Raw genomic sequence first — 18,837 nt, forward strand, 5'->3', positions numbered from 1 at the left:
GGTGACCCACGGTAAGCCCTGTCGCGCGGCCGTGGGCAGGATGTGGAACGGCCGACACACAACTGTCAACCTCCGTACCGTTCCGCTGCCCGCCACCCGGGCGTACAACGGTCCCGACGCCGAGACCTTCGACGCGGTAGGAGGGCGCCATGAACCGGCGCGATGTCCTGAAACTGACGGCCGCCGGCGGGGCGGCCGGTGCACTGACCCTGGCCCCGGTGACCTTCGCCAGTGCGGAAGGAACCGCTTCGGAACTCACCAGGGCGGTCACCGGCCACCTGCCCGTGGGCGCCCCCGACTACGTCTATCTCCCGGTCGAAGTCCCGCCCGGAATCCAGGAGATCGCCGTCTCCTACACCTATGACAGACCCCAAGTGCCCACCGGGACCCAGGGCAACGCCTGTGACATCGGCATCTTCGACGAGCGCGGCACCGAACTGGGCGGCGCGGGGTTCCGCGGCTGGTCGGGCGGCGCCCGCTCGGAGTTCGCCATCAGCGCGGAACGGGCCACGCCAGGCTATCTGCCCGGCCCGGTACGGCCCGGACGCTGGCATATCGTCCTGGGCCCGTACACCGTCGCCCCCCAGGGCCTGGCCTACCGGATCACCATCACCCTCCGCCCCGGCCCCACCGGCCACACCCCGCGCCCCGTCTATCCCCCGCAGCGGGCCCGCGGCCGGGGACGGGCCTGGTACCGGGGCGACAGTCATCTGCACAGCGTCTACTCCGACGGCCTGCGCACCCCCGCCGAGATCGCCGCGGCCGCCCGCGCCGCCGGACTCGACTGGATCGTCACCACCGAGCACAACACCACCTCCTCCCACGCCGCCTGGCAGGGCCTGTGGGGCTCCCCTCCCGGCGACCCCCATCGCGAACTGCTGATCCTCACCGGCGAAGAGATCACCACCCGCAATGGCCATGTCCTCGCCCTGGCCACCGACCCCGGCGTCTTCATCGACTGGCGCTACCGCGCCCACGAGCACTCCTTCGACCGCTTCGCCCGAGCCATCCACCGCGCCGGCGGCCTGGTGGTCCCCGCCCACCCGCATGCCACCTGCGTCGGCTGCAACTGGAAGTTCGGCTTCCAGGGCGCCGACGCCGTGGAGGTCTGGAACGGCCCCTTCACCCCCGATGACGAAATCGCCATCTCCGACTGGGACAACACCTTGGTCAGCGGCGACCGTTGGCTGCCCGCCATGGGCAATAGCGACGCCCACCGCGAACCCCAGGTGGTCGGCCTCCCCCAGACCGTCGTCCTGGCCGAGGACCTCTCCCGCCCCGCCCTGCTCAACGCCCTCCGCACGGGCCGCAGTTACCTGGCCGAGTCCTCCGCCGTCTCCCTCTCCTTCCAGCTGACCGACGGCCATGGCGCCCACGCCGACATCGGCGGCCGGCTGCCCTCCGCTCCCGGTACCCCGGTGACGGCCCGCCTCAAGGTGACCGGGGCCACCGGCTGCACCGCCTCCTTCATCACCGACCAGGGCACCCTGTTCACCGCCCCGGTCCCATCCGACGGCAAGCTGGAATGGCACACCACACCCGCCAACGCGGCCTATGTACGGGCCGAGGTACGGCACCCCGCCACGATCCCCGGACTCCCGGGCCCCATGGCCGCCATGACCAACCCCATTTTCCTGGGACGGAGTTGAGACATTTGGCGCCCCACCCTCACACCACCTGATACCGGGTGATCATCCCATTCATCATGTGCCGGTCCACATGGCAGTGGAAGAGCCAGATCCCCGGATCGTCCGCCCGCATATCGGCCGTCACCACCGTCGCCGGAAGCACGCTCACCACATCTGCCCGATGCCCGCGTACGGCAACGGTATTGCCGTGCCAGTGCGGGCTGTGCACGTCCCGCTCGCCCAGGGTGAGCGAATACCAGCGGGTCAGCTCTCCCTTGCGGATGGTCAGCGCGGGATGCGTATCGGTTGTCCCCTCCGGCCCGTTGGCGAACATATAGCCATTCACGCTCGGCTTGCGAAGCGCGGACCAGAACGCCTCCGAGGACGCATCCAGATCCTCGTCCCCAAAGCGCTCGATATTGCGCTCCCGATAAGAGCTCAGCCCTTCGTCGAACTCATTGAAAAGCGCGAACACTTCACGGTCCACACCGGCCGGAGAACCATCGGCACGCGCCTGCCCCCGACGGCTGATCACAATCGGGCCCACCATTCCGGCGTGCATCCCGGGTACGCCCATGTCCATGCTGTGGTCGTGGTACAGCCACCCCACCGAGGAGGGGTCGTCCGGCCCCGGCCCGGCCCGTTCGGGCACCGGCCAGGTGTAGACATAGGTCTCACCGGGCTCCACCGGCCGGTCCAGCCGGTCGTTCCCCCAGGAACCGTTGTTGCCCGGCGCTCCCTCGTTCTCCTTGGTGTAGAAGACGCCGTGCGGATGGATCGACGCCGGGAAGGGGGTGTTGTTCCGGAACACCACCTGGATGGTGTCACCCACCTCGGCCCGGATGACCGGCCCCAGCAACCCCATGTACTCCTCATGCTTGGGGCGGCAGACCAGCTTGCGGAACGTCTTGTCGGTGTACTGCCGGTAGATGGCCTTCTCAAAGACCGACCCCAGCAGATTGCCCCCCTGACTGACCAGCCTCTCCTCCATCGCCGTAAAGGGCTTACCGGTGACCAGGTTGCGGCACTGACGGGCATAATCCCAGGTCACGGTATCCGCGGCGATGTAATAGACCCGGGTGACCGGCCGGTGGCCCGGCTTCGGCCCCGGACTCGGACCGGCCTCCCCCCGGAAGGCGACGGGCGACGCGGCAGCGACCGCACCGACACCGAGGGCGGCCGCCCAGCCTATGACGCGGCGGCGAGGATGGACACTCTTGGCTATCACGCACTCACCGTAAGTCGCCCCTCGCTCACCCCGCACGCCCGATTACGCCACTCTCGCCACTCCCACTCCATCGCCTTCTCCATCGCCCTCTCCCCGGCAGTCCCGGCACAACCCGGGCCGTGCCGCCCGGAAGGCCCGCTCACACCCATCACACGTCTGGAACGGCAAGGGCGCCTTGACCGGCTCCCGCTCGGTACTGGGCGGCTCCCCCCTCACCCCCGCGGGTAGCGCCGGAGGCAGCCAGTTGACCAGCCGGTACGCCAACAGTCGCGCGGGCCAGGGGATCGGCTCCAGCGGAAGATCACCGGTCAGCGTACGGACGATCTGCCTGGGCCCCACCTCCCGGTCCAGCCACTCCCGCACCCGGGGCGCCAGCCGCCGCACATCCTTCTCCGACAGCACCAGCCGGGGATCCCGCCGCCGCAGCCCCGCCAGCAGCTCCGCCGCCTCCTCATCCACCGGCGGCAGCGGCTCCTGCTCCACGGACCGCTCCCGCCGAACCGCGGCCCGCCGCTTCACCAGGTCAACCGGCTTAGCGGGCACGGACCCCGGCCGCTCGTACCACCGCGTCAAGGTCACCACCCGCCCGGTCTCCGTCCGCACCCGCTTCCGCTCCAGATACCCGGCCCTCTCCAACTCCCGCAGCCCCCGCGCGATCGAGACCTCCCCCTCCCGGAACCGCCGCGCCAGATCCTTGATCCCGATCAGCGCCCCATCGGGCAGCGACTGCACATACACGGCGATGCCGATCGCGACCAGCGACAACTCCGCATGCTGCGCCAGATGGTTGCCGACCACGGTGAAGTTCTCACTGTGCCGGTGCCGGATGTGCACAACTCCGGCTGGTGAACCGCCGGTGCGGGCGCGCGCATGCGCGCTAAACTGCTCAGCAGTCATGGGGAAGGTCCTGACTTCCTTGATGATCAGGCCCTCGATCGGGATCGCAGTCCCTTTCGGGGGCCGTCGTCATATCTAGGGATGGATCGCTGCCGCGACCGTACCGCGCGGCCCGCCACGCTTGCCACGTCCTGTCACCTGATGGGGTGACGCGAACCGGTTGGGTGGGTATTGGTTTCTTTCCCCAGTCCTTAACGGGACGTCGGGCCCGCCCAGTTCGCTGCCCACCGCGTCGCCGGGAGCTCGATGCGGACAGAAGGGCACCCAATGCCCACGGCTTTCCAGAGGTACGTCAACCTCCCACGCGTCACCAGCACTTCAGAGGCTGACGTCTGGACCGGGCCGGGATACCGCGACGCTTGAGCGACGCTGCACTCTCCAGTCAGAGAGCAAGCGGTAGTTCGGCCAGCATGACCGCGTACAACGGAGAGTCGGGGAACGGCTGCCGCTCGCCGACCTTCCGGTACCCCCACGCTTCGTACAGCGCCTGCACTTTGGGGTGCTCGACATCCACCAGGAGCGCGGCCAGATCATCCCGCCGGACAGCCAGAAGCGCCCGGTGCAGCCGCTCCGAGTGCCCGCGCTTCCGCCACTTCGGCCGCACCATCAGCTCGGACACATGGAAGGTCCGCGCCTTCTCCGGTGCCGGGTTCAGATGCTCCCGCCACCATTCGCGACCCGGCTTGGCGGAGGCTCCATACGCGTATCCGATCGGCTCCGAGCCGTCATAGCCGATCACGCAGGAGAATCCGGGATGACTGGACCAGTGGTCCACAAACCATGGGAAGCGCTGGACGAACGGGTCGTCGGCCCGGTCGGCGTAGGCATCGGCGTGCACATCCAGAAGCGTCTGCCGGATCTCGGCTGCGTCGTCGTGAGTGAAGTTCCGGACGTCAATGCTGGTCAAGGTCGGCTCCAATGGCTGCGGAAGCGGTAGCCCCACTCTCCCGCCAGAGCGGTGTCGGGGGACAGAGTGATGAGATCACGGTAGAAGTCGCCGATGAGCGACCGCAGTCGGCCTGGAATCGGATATCCGGCCATCAGGTCGAAGACGCCCGAGGCTGTCCCGCACGCCTGGTCCACTTCGCCCTGGTGCAGTTGGGCGAGTGCAAGCCGCGCAGTGGCCAGCGCGCGATTTCGGTGAAATTTACGGGGGATGGAGGCCAGCGCCCGGTGTGAGGCGGCTTCGGCTTCCGCGGAATCCCCCAGTCGGTCCCGGACGATGGCCGTGATGGCCGTCAGCTCCGACAGACCATAGAAGGCCACCCACGATGGCCGGGGCACCTCACGCCCCGCTTTGGACAGGGCTTCTTCGGCGTACCCGATGGACCGCAGGGCGGCTTGGCGGTTGCCCAGCGTGGCGTGGCCGAGCGCCGTACGGGCGTGTGCGAGCGAGGCATACAGCGGATCACGGCGAGTGATGCCGATCGCCTGGGCCGCATATGCCGCATCCACAGCCTTGGTGTGTTCTTGACGCTGATGGGTCAGCATCGCATACGAGTTCCACACACGCAGCTGAGCCACCATGTCCCTTGCCATACCCGCCAGTTGCAGGGCGCGCTCCAAGTGCCGTTCGGCGCGGTCGGACTGACGCGCGTCAATGGCGGACCAGGCAGCAGTGGCGGTGTAGTCGGCGGCTACGGAGAACAGGCGCTGACGGACGCGCTGGGTGGCCGCCTTTTGCTGCAGACTGACGGCATGGCGGGCGCCTGAGAGAGCCGCGCTTTCCAGCGCTTCATGACCGCCCCGGCAGGCATCCAGGGCCATCAGGCCGTCGAGGCCCTTGCGCAGCTCAATGACGTCTGAGACGCCGACCCGGTTGGGGCGCGTGGACGGCACGGGGGTGACGGCCGCGGCTGCCGTCCCGGCGGTTGCTGAGAGAAATTCGCGACGGAGCACAGGACTCTCCGGGGTGCTGGTGGGGCAGCGCCTTCCTGAGGGAGGTACGAACCCCAGCTCTTCGGCGGTACATCCGAACAGTGCCTCCAACGCCCGGCGTTGCCGAGCGTGGGGCCAGCGGGACTGCCCGTTCAGCCACTGCCGTACGGTCCGGTCCGAGATAGTGCCTGGAGTCCCGGAGGCGACAAGCAGCACATTGACCTTGTCAGCAAGCTCGTTCTGTGTGAACCCCGCCTCGCGCATACGTGCTTGAAGGCGGACATTGGGCTTTCGGGGTGTGGTCCCTTCCACAACGCTCACGGTATCGAGGGAGCAGGCGAACCACACAGTCGCGGGCGTCGCCGGTTACGAAATTTCCGGTGCGGTGCGACCAGAGTCCTCGGAACTCTTCCTCCCAATCCGTTGCGGCCGCCGTTGTACTGGCAACGACATGCCGTAGTGCCCAAGCGGCACATGGCCCCTTGATCCGCTGCGACGCAGAGGCAACCAAATGATCAGGACCGCTCGGCCGGCAGACACAGGCGCCCCCTCCTACTCCGAGTCGCTTCCCTGCAGACCCGAGTCGGCCGGCCACGCTCGTCTTCTGGTGACTACGGCGTGCCTTGCCTGGGGTATGCCGGATCTGGTCGAGCCAGGGGCACTGGTGATCTCGGAACTGGTCGGGAACGCGGTTGAACACACCGGGTCCCAACGGATCGACATCATGGTGGCCCGTCCGGACCCGCAGCGCCTTCGTGTCGCCGTGGGTGACAACTCCCGTACCGAGCCCAAGCGCAGAGCGGCGACCCTCAGCGACGAGAACGGCCGTGGTCTCACCGTCGTCGCCGCCCTCGCCACGCATTGGGGTAGCGACCCGCTGCCATGTGGCAAGCGGGTATGGGCCGATCTGCTCGCAGACACCACTCGTGACCACCCCAGCAACGAACACCGTCGATCAAGCGACGGAGAACAGGACGCACTCATGAACCAGACCATGAGGCCGTGGGGCCTGTCCCGCATGGAACCCTATGGATCGCTGACCGTCCTTCCCGGACGGGCAGTTGCTCTCGATCCCGCGACGCAGACAGCCGTCTACCAGGATCCGCAGGGCAACCGGGTGGAGATGGGCAAACACGGCACGGGCACCGGCAAGGAAACCAAGACCCGTACCAGCCAGGGTGATGGAAGCGGCCCGTCAAACGCGGACGAGGGTCACGACCAGGAATCGGACCAGGACTGATATGGCCGTTCAGGGTGCCGTCGTCGTCCTCACCGAACTGGACGACCTGACGGCTGACCACGTCATCGCGGAGCTGCACGGCCGTGGTATCCCGGTCGTGCGGTTCGACCCCGGGCAGCCGGATGAGGTGACATTCACAGCTGCTGCGGGCGACGGCCGTCCCTGGCACGGCCCACTGGCGACGCGGACCCGCTTCATGGACCTCCAAGACGTCCGGTCCGTCTACTACCGGCGCCCGACCCGATACACCGCGCCCGAGGGCCTGAATGCGCAGGAGCGCGAGTTCGCCGCGGCCCAGGTCCGCCACGGCATGGGCGGCATCCTGGCTGCCCTGCCAAACTGCCTGTATGTCAACCACCCGCACCTCAACTGGGGTGCGGAGTACAAGCCGCGCCAGATCACCGAGGCACTGCGAGCAGGGTTCAGGGTCCCGCCCACCCTGATCACCAACGAACCCACGGCCGCTCGTATGTTCGCCGAGAAGCACGAGGCGGTGGTCTACAAGCCGCTACGCTCCACCGAGTACCGCGAGAACGGGGAGTTGCGCACGATCTGGGTTCGTCCGGTGAAAGCCGATGAGATCGACTACGGCATCGCGGCCTGCCCTCACCTGTTCCAACAGGTTGTCCGGAAGGTCGCCGACATCCGGGTCGCCGCCGTAGGCGACCGGCTCTTTGCCACCCGCATCACCATCGATGGTGACCATCTCGACTGGCGCCTGGACTACGACCGCCTCACTTGCGCCCCGATCTCTGTCCCCGGCACAGTCCGGCTGGGCATCCGCGCCTACTTGGCCGCATTCGGCCTGGCCTTTGGCGCCTTCGACTTCGCGCTCGACGGTGAGGGCAATTGGCACTTCTACGAGTGCAACCCCAACGGCCAGTGGGCGTTCGTCGATCACCACACAACACGTGCCATCACATATGCCTTGGCCGACCTGCTGGAGAAGGGACTTTCCGCATGACCGAACGCGTCCCCGTCATCGTCAACGAAGAGCACGCCGCAGCACTGCGCAGGGAATTGGCCGATGGAATAGAAAACAACGGAGACCTGCGGTCCACGGTCTGGCGGGCGGCTGTCGAAACGGTGCCCCGGCACGAGTTCGTACGCGAGTACTTCCGCCGCGTCGAAACACCACAGGGCACCCAGTGGACGCCGGTCGTCCCCGGCCCCGGTGACGCCGACGCATGGCTGCGCGAGGTGTACACCGACCAGACACTGGTGACTCAGCTCAATGGCCACGTACGCCCCCGTGACGTTGCCGGTCCCATCCACGGCGATCCGACCTCATCGTCCACCCTCCCGAGTCTGCTTGTGCGTATGCTCCAGGACCTGGATCCGCACAACGAGGACCGTGTGCTGCTGGTCGGAGCAGGCTCCGGCTACTCGACATGCCTGATGTGCGAGCGGCTGAGCAGCAAACAGGTCACGGCGATCGAGGCGGACCAAGGTGCTGCCGACCGTGCCCGCAAGGCGATCAAAGCCGCCGGGTACACGCCCGCCGTCATCACCGGAGACGGTCTGCTTGGGCATCCTGACAACGGCCCCTATGACAAGCTGGTCGCCTTCTGCTCGGTCCGCTCGATCCCGCCCGCCTGGCTGTCCCAAGTCCGGCCGGGCGGCACCATCGTGACAACGGTATCGGGCTGGCTCTACGGTTCTGGACTCGTCCGCCTCGTTGTTGGTGAGGACGGAACAGCGGAGGGCCGGTTCCTGCCCGGCACGGTCTCCTTTATGATCGCCCGCTCCCATGCGGCACCAGCCCTCAGTGGCGTTTCCCAGATCCTCGGCCAAGACGCCGACGAACGGCCGGCACGATACGGCCCGGCGGTGCTCAGCGACTGGACTCCCCAGTTCGTCACTCAACTGGCGGTTCCCGGCGCCCAATACGTCGGCATGAGCCTGGAAGGCGGCCCCATGCTGGATCACCTTGTCGATGCGCCCGGCGAATCCTTTGCAACGCTTGTCCCCGCGACCGACTGCGGCCACCCGACGGACCGGTTCACAGTTCGTCAGGGCGGCCGTCTGCGTCTATGGGACATGGCCGAAGATGCCCTCGATACTTGGAAGGCCGTCGGTGCACCGCCTCAGACGGAATTCGGCCTGCACATCACCTCCGACCAGCAGCGGGTCTGGCTCGGCAGCCCCGATGGCCCGAGTTGGCGCCTCCCGGTTTCCTGACCAGCCATCTCCGCTGTCGGGGCAGGATGGACCGGTAGCGCGACCGTACCGCGCGGCCCGCCGCGCTTGCCACATCCTGTCACCTGTTGGGTGACGCAAGCCGGTTGGGTGGGTATCGGTTTCTTTCCCCAGTCCTTAACGGGGCGTCGGGCGCGGCCAGTTCGCGGACCGCCGCGTCGCGTAAAGCTCGATACGAACACCGAGAAGGGCGCCCCCATGCACCAGCCCGGCACCCCGAGCTTCCGTGCCGTGATCGCCAACTGCCATGCGTCCGCCGTCCACTTGGAGATGCGAGACGCCTACGCGATCGCCGCCGAGGCGGCAGACTTCGCCGCCTGGAAGTCCGGCGACACCGGCAGCCGGTACGGCCCCTCCGGACGTCGGCGCCCCTGGCTGCACACCGTCCGCGAAGCCGTCGCCCGTGGCGTGACCATCCGCCGCGCCCGCATCGTCTCCGAGCCTGTATCCGACTACATCCGCTTCGAGTACGAGGGAACGGAGTTGAACATCGCGGCGGGGAATCCGTGCGCTGGCTGCCACGCCGTCTGGCCTCCGACATCGCCCTGCCCGGCAACGACTTCTGGCTCTTCGACGAACAAGTGGTGCGCTTCAACCACTTCACGGGCGAGGGCACTTCAGCCGGTCCGGAGATCCGGAGCGACCCGAAAACGGTGGAGCTCTGCACAGCCGCCTTCGAAGCGGTATGGCAACGTGCCATTCCACACGAGCACTTCTATCCGAGGTATGGAGACTCCCGTCGCTCCAAGTAGTGCCGAACCCTCAGCCGTTGAGTGTGATGCATGGGCAGAGAACTCAGCTCCGCCTCCGCCACGAATCGCAGTTCCATGGACTCGTCCGAAACCGCGAGCGTCCCTCCCACGATCCGCGCGGTGAAACAGACATTGAACTGCCGACGCACCTCTCCATCGTCGTACGCGATGATGTGCCGGGGATCCGTGTACGTACCGACCAGCCCCGTGATCTCCACGTCCAGCCCGGTCTCCTCCTTGACCTCCCGCACGGCGGCCTCCGGCAGGGACTCGCCCATCTCCATCGCCCCGCCCGGAAGAGCCCACAATCCGTTGTCCTGACGCCGCTGAAGCAAGATGCGCCCCTCATCGTCAACAACCACCGCAGAAGCGGCTACGACAAGGCTGTTGGGCTCCGGCGCCTCAGGGTCGTCATAGAACTCGGTGCGTGCCACGGCTGGGCCCTTCCACGGGATGCGCCGCCTCCCAGACGGCGAAAAGTTGCCCTGTGTGAGGCTGCGCATCGGCACTCCATCAACCGGCGGGCGGATTCATCTGCCACCGGCGGCAACGACTCAGACGAGGCCGACTCCGGCTTGAGCCTTGATCGTGTTCACGGCCTCCTCCGTAAGCCAACGCAGCGGAACGACAGTCCACTTGTCGCCCTTGCGCATGACCACGGCGTTACCGTCCCTGGTGCGCCCGACGTGCACGAACCCATGGTCACGCCGCAGGTCCTTCGCCAGGTTCTCGCCGTGGATCACGGGCACTACTTCCCTTCGCGGTCCTCGTCGTCGGCCATGCTGCTGTAGACATCCCCATTCTGAGAGACGCGGGTATCCGGATCAGTCGCCTGGTCCTGATTGGCGTACGGGTCCCAGTCGTCTTCGCTCTTCTTACCCATTTGCTGCTCCTCCCTGCCGAACGCTGAGGTGACGGGGGAAGTCGCCCCTGGGCCACGACGCTAGGTCCGCAGGGAGCGCAAGCTCCATGACTTTGCGCCTGATTGCACGCCCATCACCCCAGGGCGCTCAGAGCTGCTGAGATCAACGCACGGGCCCTGGGCCCATACACAGCCATCTCCGCCAGTTCCGCATACCGCCTGGCGTATTCAGCTACCTCACGCGGCTGGGTGATGGTCAGATACCCGGAGACCAGCTCAACGTTGACTGGGGCGTTGTCGTAGATCCAAAACCCTTCCACAGGCATGCACAAGCGATCCGGCCGCATGGGAACGACGCCGAAGCTCACATTGGGGAGGGAGCCCACATCGCGGAGCCTGTCAAGCTGGCCGGCCATGACTTCCCGTCCTCCCATGCCTGTCCGTAGAACCGACTCCTCTACAAGGAAGGCGAATGTGCGACCCTGTTCGTACAGAATATGCTGCCGCTCCATGCGGACCTGTACGGCCTCTTCCACATCATCGACAGGGACTCTCCGGCGCTGGACCGCCCGGAGGACTTGGCTGGTGTAGGCCCGCGTTTGGATCAGCCCCGGGACGAGCCAAGACGAATACGAGCGGAAGCGACGAGTGCGCTCGAACAGCGGCAATACCGCTTCCTGGGCGCGGCGTAGGCCCGTCCTTTCCATCCGGCGCCACTCAATGAACATGCCTTCCACGGCACGCAGCGATTCGACAAGGTCGTCCACCTGGTCTTCGGCACCGGTGGCCGCACACCAAGCCCTGATGTCATCGGCTGAGGGTGAAGTTTTCGCATTCTCGATGCGGGATGATTTGGAAGGGTGCCAGCCGCAGGCACGGGCGAGCTGTTGCCCGGTGAGCCCAGCATCGCGGCGGATTTCGCCGAGACGGTCAGCGAGAATCTGCCGGGCGGCCTGGGCGCTGGACGATGCGGAAACGGCCATAGTCTACGGGCTAGTTCAGCTTGCACTCTCCGGTCAAGATGCACGGCTGACCGCTGCGCCTTGGTGAGAGGTTCACGGACCGGGCACTTCACCGTTGTTGCCCTCAGGGCGGGGAACGTACTGGAGCATAACCGTGCACAGTCTGACTGATCACCTTGTGATCGGGCAGGGTGCAACCACGCTACCGTCAGGGCATGCACTCGCCGCGAGAACAAGTTCCCGCTGCCCTCGACGGCCCAGGAGTTCAGATCTCCGACCCCCGTGATCTTCTTCTGGGCTACCTGGACTGGTATCGCCAGGCTCTGATGCGGAAGATCGAGGGACTCTCGGACGAGCAACTTCGCACTCCAGTCGCACCGCTGGCCTGGTCGCCGCTGGGCCTGGTCCAACACCTCGGATGGGTCGAGCGACGATGGATGCGCTGGGGATTCGCCGCCGAGGACGTCCTCGCTTACCCACCAGGCGGCGACGAGGCCGAATGGAGCATGCCTGCCCAGCAGCCGACGGCCGACGTCATGGCCTTCTACCACGACGAGGCGGGCCGATCGCAGGCCCTCGCGGTCGGAGCCCCTCTGACCGCGTTGGCCCGCACCGGAGGCCGCTTCCAGACGCCGGAACAAGCGCCAGCCCTTGGAAGGATTCTCTTTCACCTACTCCAGGAGTATGCGCGGCACCTTGGTCAGCTCGACATCGCCCGGGAACTCATCGACGGTAAGACCGGCGAGTGACAAACACAGCCCGTCAGAGGCCAGTTGGCCCAGAGGGCCGGAAACGTACACCCACTCCACCCCCTCACCGCCGCACCGCATACGCCCCCGGCGTCTGTCCGAACGCCCCCCGGAAGGCGTCGATGAAGGCGCTGCTGGATGCCCAGCCACAGCGATGGGCTACCGCCGTGACCGGCGTTCCCTCGGCCAGTAGCCGCAAGGCGTGGTGCAGGCGGAGCTGGGTGCGCCATTGGGGGAAGCTCATGCCGAGTTCGGCGCGGCAGAGCCGGGTGAGGGTGCGGTCGCTGACGCCGATATGTGCGCCGAGTTGGGCCAGGGTGCGCCCGTCGGCCGGGTTTGCGTGGAGGGCGGCGCACACGGCCGCCAGTCGTGGGTCCCGCGGAGCAGGAATGTGCAGGGGCTGGACGGCGGATTCCTGGAGTTGGTCCAGCAGCACCGCGCGCAGCCGGTCCCGCTCGGGAGTGGGATCGGCCGGTGGCCGGGTGTAGGCGAGGATCAGCTCGCGCAGCAGGGGGCCGACGCCGAGGACGGCGGGGCGGTCCAGCCGCAAGGGGTTGGCCTCCACCGGCAGCCCGATCAGATGCAACTCCGCGGCGCCATAGGCCCAGTGCTGATGGACGCACCCGACCGGGATCCAGATGGCCCGGTTGGCCGGGGCCACCCAAATGCCGCCGTCGGTGGTCACCGAGACCACCCCGCGGCCCGGGTAGGCGATCTGGTGCTCGTCATGCCGGTGGGCATCGATGCCCGTACCGGGCGAAAGCGGACGCCGACCGGTGATCGCCCGGGGCTCATGGCGGACCGGCGTCAAGGGCTGCGCTGGCATGGGAGGTTACTTCATGAAGTTGGGGAGGTCGGGCAACTCGTCATCGTCCGGCTCGTGGCCGGGACGCCGGCCGGTGAGCCCCATCAGGTAGGGGCAGGGGAGATAGGGTGTCTCTCCGGCGGGGAATATCAACCTTGGGCCGATGAAGCCGCTTTGGATGCGTGGCGGCGCTTCCTTGTCGCTCTCCATGCGGTCAGCGTACGCCGGGCCGGCGGCTCAGCCGTCCTCGCCCGTCAGGGCCTCGCCCCGGAAGAATCCCGGACTGCGCCGGCGCATGACTTCCATCAGGACCGCGCCCAGCGACAACAGCCCCACACCGATCACAAATACAGACCCGATCCCGAAGACCGAACTGCCCGTTCCATAGCCGGGGTTCCACATGTCGTAGAGGGTCTTGCCGAAGACGGCGGCCAGCAGCAGCCCGCCCAGCGCCGGCAGCACCCCCTTGAAGAGGGCATCGCGTACCGAGCACCGCAGCCGGTGCCGGAAGAAGCGTACACAGGCGAAGGCGGTGATCGAGTAGTAGAAGCAAATCATCAGGCCCAGCGCATAGATGGTGTCGATGAGGACGTTCTCGCTCAGAAAGCTCATCACCGTGTAGAAGACGCCGGTGGCCACCCCGGCCGCCACCGTCGCCCGGCCCGGTGAGCGGAATCGGGGGTGGATAAGGGCGAAGGACGGCGGCAGTGCCCGGTAGGCGCTCATCGCCAGTACGGTCCGGGCCACCGGCAGGAAGGTGGTCTGGAGGCTGGCCGCAGCGGAGGCCAGGACGGCGATGAACAGCAGGGTGCCCAGCGCCCGCCCAAGGACGGGGTCCGCCAGTGCGGCGAAGACATTGCCGGCGGTGTCCGGGTTGCCCAGCCCCATGCCCCGGGTGCCGACGCCCGCGTACCTCTGCGCGGCCACGGCCGTCAGCAGATACGAGCCGATCAGCACCACCATGGCCAGCAACGCCGCCCGTCCGGGCGTCCGTTCGCTGCCCGCCGTCTCCTCATTGACGGTGAGGCAGGCGTCCCAGCCCCAGAACATAAAGATGGAGAGGGAGAGTCCGGCGGTGAAGGAGGCGAAGGAGGGGACGGCGAAGGGATTGAGCCAGTTCCAGGAGAAGTGCGGGGACGATGCGCCGGATTTGCCGAGGGCCATGGTCACAAAGAGGGCCAGGACGAGGAGTTGCAGGGCGACCAGCGCGTACTGCACACCCTTGGTGGCGGTCATTCCGCGGTAACTGACGGCCGTGGCAAGCGCGATAAAGGCCAGGCAGGTCAGTACATGGACGGTCCGGTCATGGCCCAGTGCCGCGATGGAGTCACTGTTGAAGAGGTGGCCCAGGAGCAGGTAGCAGAAGGAGGTGGCCACTCCGGCCAGATTGGACAGCACAATGATGGTCGCGATCACCAGCCCCCAGCCGCACATCCAGCCGATGCGGGGGCCAAAGGCCCGTACGCTCCAGGTGAAGGAGGTGCCACAGTCCGGCAGTTCCCGGTTCAACTCACGGTAGGCGAAGGCGACCAGCAGCATCGGCAGGAATCCGGCCAGGAACACGGCGGGCATCTGCACCCCTACCTGGCCGGCGGTCGGGCCCAGGGTGGAGGTCAGGCAGTAGACCGGGGCCACGGTGGAGATCCCGATGACCGCGCTGCCCAGCAGGCCGACGGAGTTGTCGCGCAGGCCCTTGCCCGCGACGCCCGTTGCCCCTGCCACCGTGTCCCCGGCCCCTGGCCGCGTTGCCGCCTCAACCATGCACGGAACGCTAGGTGCTGCTGTTTTCGCAAGCGGGGGTTGGCGTTCCGAGGCGCCTCCCTTGAAGTTGTCGGCTCAGCGGGGAGTTGACCTTGGCTTGTTAGGCGAAGGTTGGGTTACGGCAGGTAGCGGGAAGAGAAGGGCCCGGTTGGGCACGGCTACGAGAACCGCAGCGGCGCCCCTTTTGCCCCGGTTCAAAAATTTCCCGCACTGATCGCGGATCGTGATCTCTGCATCCATGAAGTGCGTCTTGGTCCGCCATCCGCCCGGCGGTTGACTGTGATCACCGAAGAACGGAACGAGCAGGACGGAGAAGACCATGAACAGCACCGAGCCCAAGGCCGTGGTCAAGCGCTACTTCGAGGCACTGGCCGCCGGTGAGCAGGATGTGGTCCATGACTCCTGGGCCGAGGACGGCAGCGTCTGGTACCCGGGGAAGCTGCCGATCTCCGGCACCTGGCAGGGCCGGGACCAGGTGATCAACGGCTTTCTGGCCACCGCCTGGGCCCACCTGGACCCGGAGAAGGAGGTCCGCATCAAGCTCACCAACCTCTTCGGCGAGGGCGAGCAGGTCTTCGCCGAGTGGGACTCCCACGCCACCGGCAAGGCCACCGGGCGGCTCTACGACCAGAAGAACAGCGCGGTGTTCACCGTCCGGGACGGCAAGATCGTCGGGATGCGGGAGTACGCGGACACTCAGAACTGGGCCTGGGCGCTGATCGGCGACTGACCGTCGTCCCGGGCAGGCACCGTCTCGGTGTCCCGTCCCGAACGCAGCACCATCCCCGGCACCTTCCCGGTCAGCACATCGTGGCGCACCGTCTCCACCCCGTTGACCCGCACGCTGACCACGCCCACCGCCCGGGAGTCCAGCCGGGCGGCGGCGCCCGGGAGGTCGTGCACCAGGGTGGCCGGGGCGGCGTCGATCCGGCGCGGGTCGAAAAGCACCAGGTCGGCCCACCAGCCCTTGGCGATCCTGCCGCGCTCCCGCAGACCGAACAGCCTCGCCGGTTCATCGGTGAGCATCCGTACCGCCTCTTCCAGCGGGACCAGTCGCCGCCCGCGCAGACAGTCGCCCAGGAAGCGGGTGGGGTAGGGGGCGCCGCACATCCGGTCCAGATGGGCGCCGGCGTCGGAGCCGCCCAGCAGGACGTCCGGGTGCTGCCAGGTGCGGCGGCGCAGTTCCCAGCTGGCGGGGTCGTTGTCGGTGGGCATCGGCCAGAGTACGGTGCGCAGTTCATCGGCGGCGCAGATCTCCACCAGGCAGGCGAAGGGGTCCAGTCCGCGCTCGGCGGCGATGTCGGCGACCACCCGGCCGGTCAGGCCCTCGTTCTCCTTGGCGTAGGTGTCACCGATGACATAGCGCCCGAAGTCGGCCAGTCGGCGGAAGACGCCCGCCGATTCGCTGTGCGCGGCGGTCAACAGCTGTCGCTGCAGCTGTGGTTGGCGCAGGCGGTCGATGCGCTCGGGGATGGGCAGGGCGAGGGTCTCGCCCCAGCCGGGGATGAGGTTGAGGGCGCAGAAGCTGCCCAGGGACATATTCATGGGGGTGAGGATGGGCATGGTCAGCGCCACCACCCGGCCACCGGCGGCACGGGCGCGCGCACTGGTGGCGAGCTGGTGCGGCACCGCCTCCGGCCGGGCGGCGTCGATGGTCAGGACGTTCCAGTTGAGCGGCCGCCCGGCGGCCGTGGACATGGCGGTGAGCAGGGCGGTTTCCTCGTCGGTGAAGCGGTCCAGACAGCCGGGGACGATGGCTTCCAGCTGGGTGCCCGGGTGCCGGCCCACCGCCTCGCACAGGGCCAGCAGTTCGCCGGGGTCGGCGTGCCGCGAGGCCACCGGGTTGCCGTCACCGTCGGTGTGGGTGGTGGAGCGGGTGGTGGACAGGCCCCAGGCGCCGGCCTCCAGCGCCTCGTGCAACGAGTGGACCATGCGCCGCAGTTGCTCCCTGTCCGGGGTGCCGCCGATGGCGGCCGGCCCCATGGCATGGCGGCGCAGGGCGCAATGCCCGGCCATAAAGCCCGCGTTGACGGCGGTCCGGCCGTCCAGTGCGGCCAGATAGTCGCCGAAGGAGGACCAGTCCCAGGGCGCGCCCTGTTCCAGTGCGGCCAGTGACATGCCCTCCACCTTGCTCATCATCCGCCGGGTGTAGTCGGCGTCGGCGGGCCGCAAGGGGGCCAGTGAGAAGCCGCAGTTGCCGCCGAGGACGGTGGTGACGCCATGCGTCATGGAAGGGGTCGCATAGGGATCCCAGAAGAGCTGGGCGTCGTAGTGGGTGTGCGGATCGACAAAGCCCGGGACGAGGACCAGGCCATGGGCGTCCTCCTCGCTGCGGGCCCGTTCGCCGATCCGTCCGGGGGCCTTGACGGTGCCGGTGTCGATCACGGCTATGCGGCCGTCGCGGATGCCGATGTCGGCGGTGTACGCGGGCGATCCGGTGCCGTCTACGACGGTGGCGCGGCGGATGAGGTGGTCGAGCATGGAGTGTCGTCCGTCCTCTCGTCGGGCGCCCCGTCAGGGGCGCGGGGAACTGCGCGACCAGCCCGATACGGCCCGCAGCCGAGAACTGACCGCGCCGCGGCGCCGATTGCAATCTTTTGCGTGCGGACCGTCCGTGGCCGTTCGCGCAGTTCCCCGCGCCCCTGATGGGGCTGATGCAGCACCTCATGCGCGGACCGTGCTTGGCGGAGCGCGCAGTTCCCCGCGCCCCCTACGGGGCGCCCCGCATCCGCGAAGTCCGATGCACCGGATCCGTATCCAGCTCCGGGATCACCCGCTCCCCGATCAGCCGGATAGTGGTCATCGTGTCCTCGTACGGGATGCCCACCGGCAGCCCGAACACCAGTTGATCCGCCCCCGCCTGCTCCCACCGCTTGCACTGGGCCAGCACCTCGTCCGGGTCGCCGCAGACCAGCAGTTCCTCGGCCACCAGCAGATCGATGATCTCCTCGGTGTACTCGGGCAGCAGCTCCGGCCAGCGGGGTATCCCCTCCGGGCGCGGGAAGGTGTCGTGGTAGCGGAAGAGCAGTGACTGCAGATAGTGCAACTGGCCATTGGCGGCGACCTGGCGGGCCTTGCGGGAGGTCTCCGCGCAGATGGCCGTGGTCGTCACCATCACATTGTCGTTGACAAAGGCCCCCACCGGCTCGGCGTCCCTGATCGCCGTCTTATAGGAGTCCACCACCCACTCCATGTCGGAGACCTTCTGCACGCTGAAGCCCAGCACCCCCAGCCCCTTGCGGGCGGCCATGGCGTACGAGGAGGGCGAACCGGCCGCGTACCACATGGCGGGGTGCCCGGGACCGTACGGCTTGGGCAGCACCTTGCGGGCGGGCAGTGACCAGTGCTTGCCGGTGAAGCCCGGGTACTCATCCGACAGCCACATCCGGGGGAACTCGGCGATGGTCTCCTCCCAGATCTCCCTCGTGTGGCCCATGTCGGTGATGCCGGGCAGGAAGGCGAGGATCTCATGGCTGCCCGCGCCCCGCCCGGTGCCGAACTCAAAGCGCCCGCCGGTCAGATGGTCGAGCATGGCCGCCTTCTCGGCCACCTTGGCCGGGTGGTTGAGCTGGGGCAGCGGGTTGAAGATGCCCGAGCCCAGGTGGATGCGCTCGGTGGCGTGGGCGAGATAGCCGAGGAAGACATCGTTCGCCGAGAGGTGGGAGTACTCGTCCAGGAAGTGGTGTTCGGTGGCCCAGGCGTATTTGAAGCCGGACTTGTCGGCCTGGATCACATACCGGGCCTCCTCCATCAGCGCATGGTGCTCGGCCTGGGGGTCGGCCGCCGAGCGGCCGGCCGGCACATAGCCCTGCACAAAGATCCCGAACTCCATGGCGGCTCACCAACTTTCTGACGCATAGTCAGGTGCAGTGGACT

The 18,837-nt window shown here is 67.6% G+C and carries 19 protein-coding genes and 1 pseudogene; 7 read left to right on the forward strand and 13 right to left on the reverse strand.

What is annotated here, in order from left to right; genetic code table 11:
• Nucleotides 1-149: 149 nt before the first annotated feature.
• A complete protein-coding gene (locus tag CV755_RS20375; protein WP_109281624.1) occupies nucleotides 150-1,649 on the forward strand; it encodes a CehA/McbA family metallohydrolase in 1,500 nt (499 codons plus the stop codon).
• A gap of 19 nt (nucleotides 1,650-1,668) precedes the next feature.
• Here CV755_RS20375 and CV755_RS20380 read toward each other — a convergent pair whose 3' ends face one another.
• The 4 genes from CV755_RS20380 to CV755_RS20395 all read right to left on the reverse strand — a co-directional run bounded on the left by CV755_RS20380 (nucleotide 1,669) and on the right by CV755_RS20395 (nucleotide 5,652).
• Nucleotides 1,669-2,856: a multicopper oxidase domain-containing protein gene (locus tag CV755_RS20380; protein WP_109281625.1), complete on the reverse strand. Its 1,188-nt coding sequence runs from the start codon at nucleotides 2,854-2,856 to the stop codon at nucleotides 1,669-1,671.
• A gap of 42 nt (nucleotides 2,857-2,898) precedes the next feature.
• The gene (locus tag CV755_RS20385) at nucleotides 2,899-3,753 is read right to left on the reverse strand and encodes a helix-turn-helix domain-containing protein (protein WP_153068723.1); all 855 of its coding nucleotides are present in this window, start codon (nucleotides 3,751-3,753) and stop codon (nucleotides 2,899-2,901) included.
• Nucleotides 3,754-4,135: 382 nt separating this feature from the next.
• Entirely contained in the window at nucleotides 4,136-4,660 is a 525-nt protein-coding gene (locus CV755_RS20390) for a GNAT family N-acetyltransferase (protein ID WP_422070574.1), read from the reverse strand.
• Complete coding sequence (locus CV755_RS20395) at nucleotides 4,657-5,652, reverse strand: NsdA family TPR-like regulatory protein (RefSeq protein WP_109281628.1); 996 nt, start codon at nucleotides 5,650-5,652, stop codon at nucleotides 4,657-4,659. Before CV755_RS20395 ends, CV755_RS20390 begins: the two co-directional genes overlap by 4 nt.
• Before the next feature lie 613 nt (nucleotides 5,653-6,265).
• Here CV755_RS20395 and tgmA point away from each other — a divergent pair.
• The 4 genes and pseudogenes from tgmA to CV755_RS36250 all read left to right on the forward strand — a co-directional run bounded on the left by tgmA (nucleotide 6,266) and on the right by CV755_RS36250 (nucleotide 9,822).
• Nucleotides 6,266-6,871 (forward strand): putative ATP-grasp-modified RiPP, encoded by a 606-nt coding sequence (gene tgmA, locus CV755_RS20400; protein WP_193553435.1) that lies wholly within the window; start codon nucleotides 6,266-6,268, stop codon nucleotides 6,869-6,871.
• A 1-nt stretch (nucleotide 6,872) separates the two neighbouring features.
• Nucleotides 6,873-7,835: an ATP-grasp ribosomal peptide maturase gene (gene tgmB / locus CV755_RS20405; RefSeq protein WP_109281630.1), complete on the forward strand. Its 963-nt coding sequence runs from the start codon at nucleotides 6,873-6,875 to the stop codon at nucleotides 7,833-7,835.
• Nucleotides 7,832-9,052, forward strand: coding sequence for an ATP-grasp peptide maturase system methyltransferase (gene tgmC, locus CV755_RS20410; RefSeq protein WP_109281631.1), 1,221 nt, complete (start codon nucleotides 7,832-7,834; stop codon nucleotides 9,050-9,052). Before tgmB ends, tgmC begins: the two co-directional genes overlap by 4 nt.
• 216 nt (nucleotides 9,053-9,268) lie before the next feature.
• Nucleotides 9,269-9,822, forward strand: a pseudogene (locus CV755_RS36250) (DUF6879 family protein).
• Here the strand turns inward: CV755_RS36250 and CV755_RS20420 are convergent.
• The 4 genes from CV755_RS20420 to CV755_RS20430 form a co-directional block, all read right to left on the reverse strand.
• A complete protein-coding gene (locus CV755_RS20420) occupies nucleotides 9,786-10,256 on the reverse strand; it encodes an NUDIX domain-containing protein (RefSeq protein WP_109281632.1) in 471 nt (156 codons plus the stop codon). The pseudogene CV755_RS36250 and the gene CV755_RS20420 overlap by 37 nt on opposite strands.
• 120 nt (nucleotides 10,257-10,376) lie before the next feature.
• The gene (locus CV755_RS20425) at nucleotides 10,377-10,565 is read right to left on the reverse strand and encodes a hypothetical protein (protein ID WP_109281999.1); all 189 of its coding nucleotides are present in this window, start codon (nucleotides 10,563-10,565) and stop codon (nucleotides 10,377-10,379) included.
• Between the two features lie 5 nt (nucleotides 10,566-10,570).
• Entirely contained in the window at nucleotides 10,571-10,705 is a 135-nt protein-coding gene (locus CV755_RS36745; RefSeq protein WP_277751838.1) for a hypothetical protein, read from the reverse strand.
• 113 nt (nucleotides 10,706-10,818) lie between these two features.
• The gene (locus tag CV755_RS20430) at nucleotides 10,819-11,667 is read right to left on the reverse strand and encodes a helix-turn-helix domain-containing protein (protein WP_109281633.1); all 849 of its coding nucleotides are present in this window, start codon (nucleotides 11,665-11,667) and stop codon (nucleotides 10,819-10,821) included.
• Between the two features lie 194 nt (nucleotides 11,668-11,861).
• Between CV755_RS20430 and CV755_RS20435 the strand changes: the two genes are divergently transcribed.
• Nucleotides 11,862-12,395: a DinB family protein gene (locus CV755_RS20435; protein WP_109281634.1), complete on the forward strand. Its 534-nt coding sequence runs from the start codon at nucleotides 11,862-11,864 to the stop codon at nucleotides 12,393-12,395.
• Between the two features lie 64 nt (nucleotides 12,396-12,459).
• Here the strand turns inward: CV755_RS20435 and CV755_RS20440 are convergent, their stop codons facing one another.
• From CV755_RS20440 to CV755_RS20450, 3 genes are read right to left on the reverse strand one after another with little or no spacing between them, the layout of a single operon-like run.
• Nucleotides 12,460-13,221, reverse strand: a complete 762-nt coding sequence (locus CV755_RS20440; protein WP_206608438.1) for an AraC family transcriptional regulator — start codon at nucleotides 13,219-13,221, stop codon at nucleotides 12,460-12,462.
• Nucleotides 13,222-13,227: 6 nt separating this feature from the next.
• Nucleotides 13,228-13,410 (reverse strand): hypothetical protein, encoded by a 183-nt coding sequence (locus CV755_RS20445; protein ID WP_109281636.1) that lies wholly within the window; start codon nucleotides 13,408-13,410, stop codon nucleotides 13,228-13,230.
• A 27-nt stretch (nucleotides 13,411-13,437) separates the two neighbouring features.
• Nucleotides 13,438-14,961 (reverse strand): APC family permease, encoded by a 1,524-nt coding sequence (locus CV755_RS20450; RefSeq protein ID WP_109281637.1) that lies wholly within the window; start codon nucleotides 14,959-14,961, stop codon nucleotides 13,438-13,440.
• A 319-nt stretch (nucleotides 14,962-15,280) separates the two neighbouring features.
• Here CV755_RS20450 and CV755_RS20455 point away from each other — a divergent pair, with 319 nt between their 5' ends.
• Nucleotides 15,281-15,691, forward strand: a complete 411-nt coding sequence (locus CV755_RS20455; protein ID WP_109281638.1) for a nuclear transport factor 2 family protein — start codon at nucleotides 15,281-15,283, stop codon at nucleotides 15,689-15,691.
• Here CV755_RS20455 and CV755_RS20460 read toward each other — a convergent pair.
• Nucleotides 15,658-17,442, reverse strand: coding sequence for an N-acyl-D-amino-acid deacylase family protein (locus CV755_RS20460; protein WP_109281639.1), 1,785 nt, complete (start codon nucleotides 17,440-17,442; stop codon nucleotides 15,658-15,660). The two genes, CV755_RS20455 and CV755_RS20460, sit on opposite strands and share 34 nt — an antisense overlap.
• A 229-nt stretch (nucleotides 17,443-17,671) precedes the next feature.
• Nucleotides 17,672-18,793 carry an LLM class flavin-dependent oxidoreductase gene (locus CV755_RS20465; RefSeq protein WP_109281640.1) on the reverse strand — a complete coding sequence of 374 codons (1,122 nt, stop codon included), beginning with the start codon at nucleotides 18,791-18,793 and terminating at the stop codon, nucleotides 17,672-17,674.
• Between the last annotated feature and the right edge of the window lie 44 nt (nucleotides 18,794-18,837).

This window comes from Streptomyces orinoci, assembly GCF_003121295.1.
Lineage (GTDB): Bacteria > Actinomycetota > Actinomycetes > Streptomycetales > Streptomycetaceae > Streptomyces > Streptomyces orinoci.

Bases quoted from the DNA above. Each gene is read 5' to 3' on its own strand.
- CV755_RS20375 (WP_109281624.1), top strand. From the start codon at position 150: ATGAACCGGCGCGATGTCCTGAAACTGACGGCCGCCGGCGGGGCGGCC.
- tgmC (WP_109281631.1), top strand. From the start codon at position 7,832: ATGACCGAACGCGTCCCCGTCATCGTCAACGAAGAGCACGCCGCAGCA.
- CV755_RS20385 (WP_153068723.1), bottom strand. From the start codon at position 3,753: ATGACTGCTGAGCAGTTTAGCGCGCATGCGCGCGCCCGCACCGGCGGT.
- CV755_RS20445 (WP_109281636.1), bottom strand. From the start codon at position 13,410: ATGGAGAGCGACAAGGAAGCGCCGCCACGCATCCAAAGCGGCTTCATC.
- CV755_RS20460 (WP_109281639.1), bottom strand. From the start codon at position 17,442: ATGCTCGACCACCTCATCCGCCGCGCCACCGTCGTAGACGGCACCGGA.
- CV755_RS20430 (WP_109281633.1), bottom strand. From the start codon at position 11,667: ATGGCCGTTTCCGCATCGTCCAGCGCCCAGGCCGCCCGGCAGATTCTC.
- CV755_RS20455 (WP_109281638.1), top strand. From the start codon at position 15,281: ATGAACAGCACCGAGCCCAAGGCCGTGGTCAAGCGCTACTTCGAGGCA.
- CV755_RS20450 (WP_109281637.1), bottom strand. From the start codon at position 14,961: ATGGTTGAGGCGGCAACGCGGCCAGGGGCCGGGGACACGGTGGCAGGG.
- CV755_RS36745 (WP_277751838.1), bottom strand. From the start codon at position 10,705: ATGGGTAAGAAGAGCGAAGACGACTGGGACCCGTACGCCAATCAGGAC.
- CV755_RS20435 (WP_109281634.1), top strand. From the start codon at position 11,862: ATGCACTCGCCGCGAGAACAAGTTCCCGCTGCCCTCGACGGCCCAGGA.
- CV755_RS20465 (WP_109281640.1), bottom strand. From the start codon at position 18,793: ATGGAGTTCGGGATCTTTGTGCAGGGCTATGTGCCGGCCGGCCGCTCG.
- CV755_RS20440 (WP_206608438.1), bottom strand. From the start codon at position 13,221: ATGCCAGCGCAGCCCTTGACGCCGGTCCGCCATGAGCCCCGGGCGATC.
- tgmA (WP_193553435.1), top strand. From the start codon at position 6,266: ATGCCGGATCTGGTCGAGCCAGGGGCACTGGTGATCTCGGAACTGGTC.
- tgmB (WP_109281630.1), top strand. From the start codon at position 6,873: ATGGCCGTTCAGGGTGCCGTCGTCGTCCTCACCGAACTGGACGACCTG.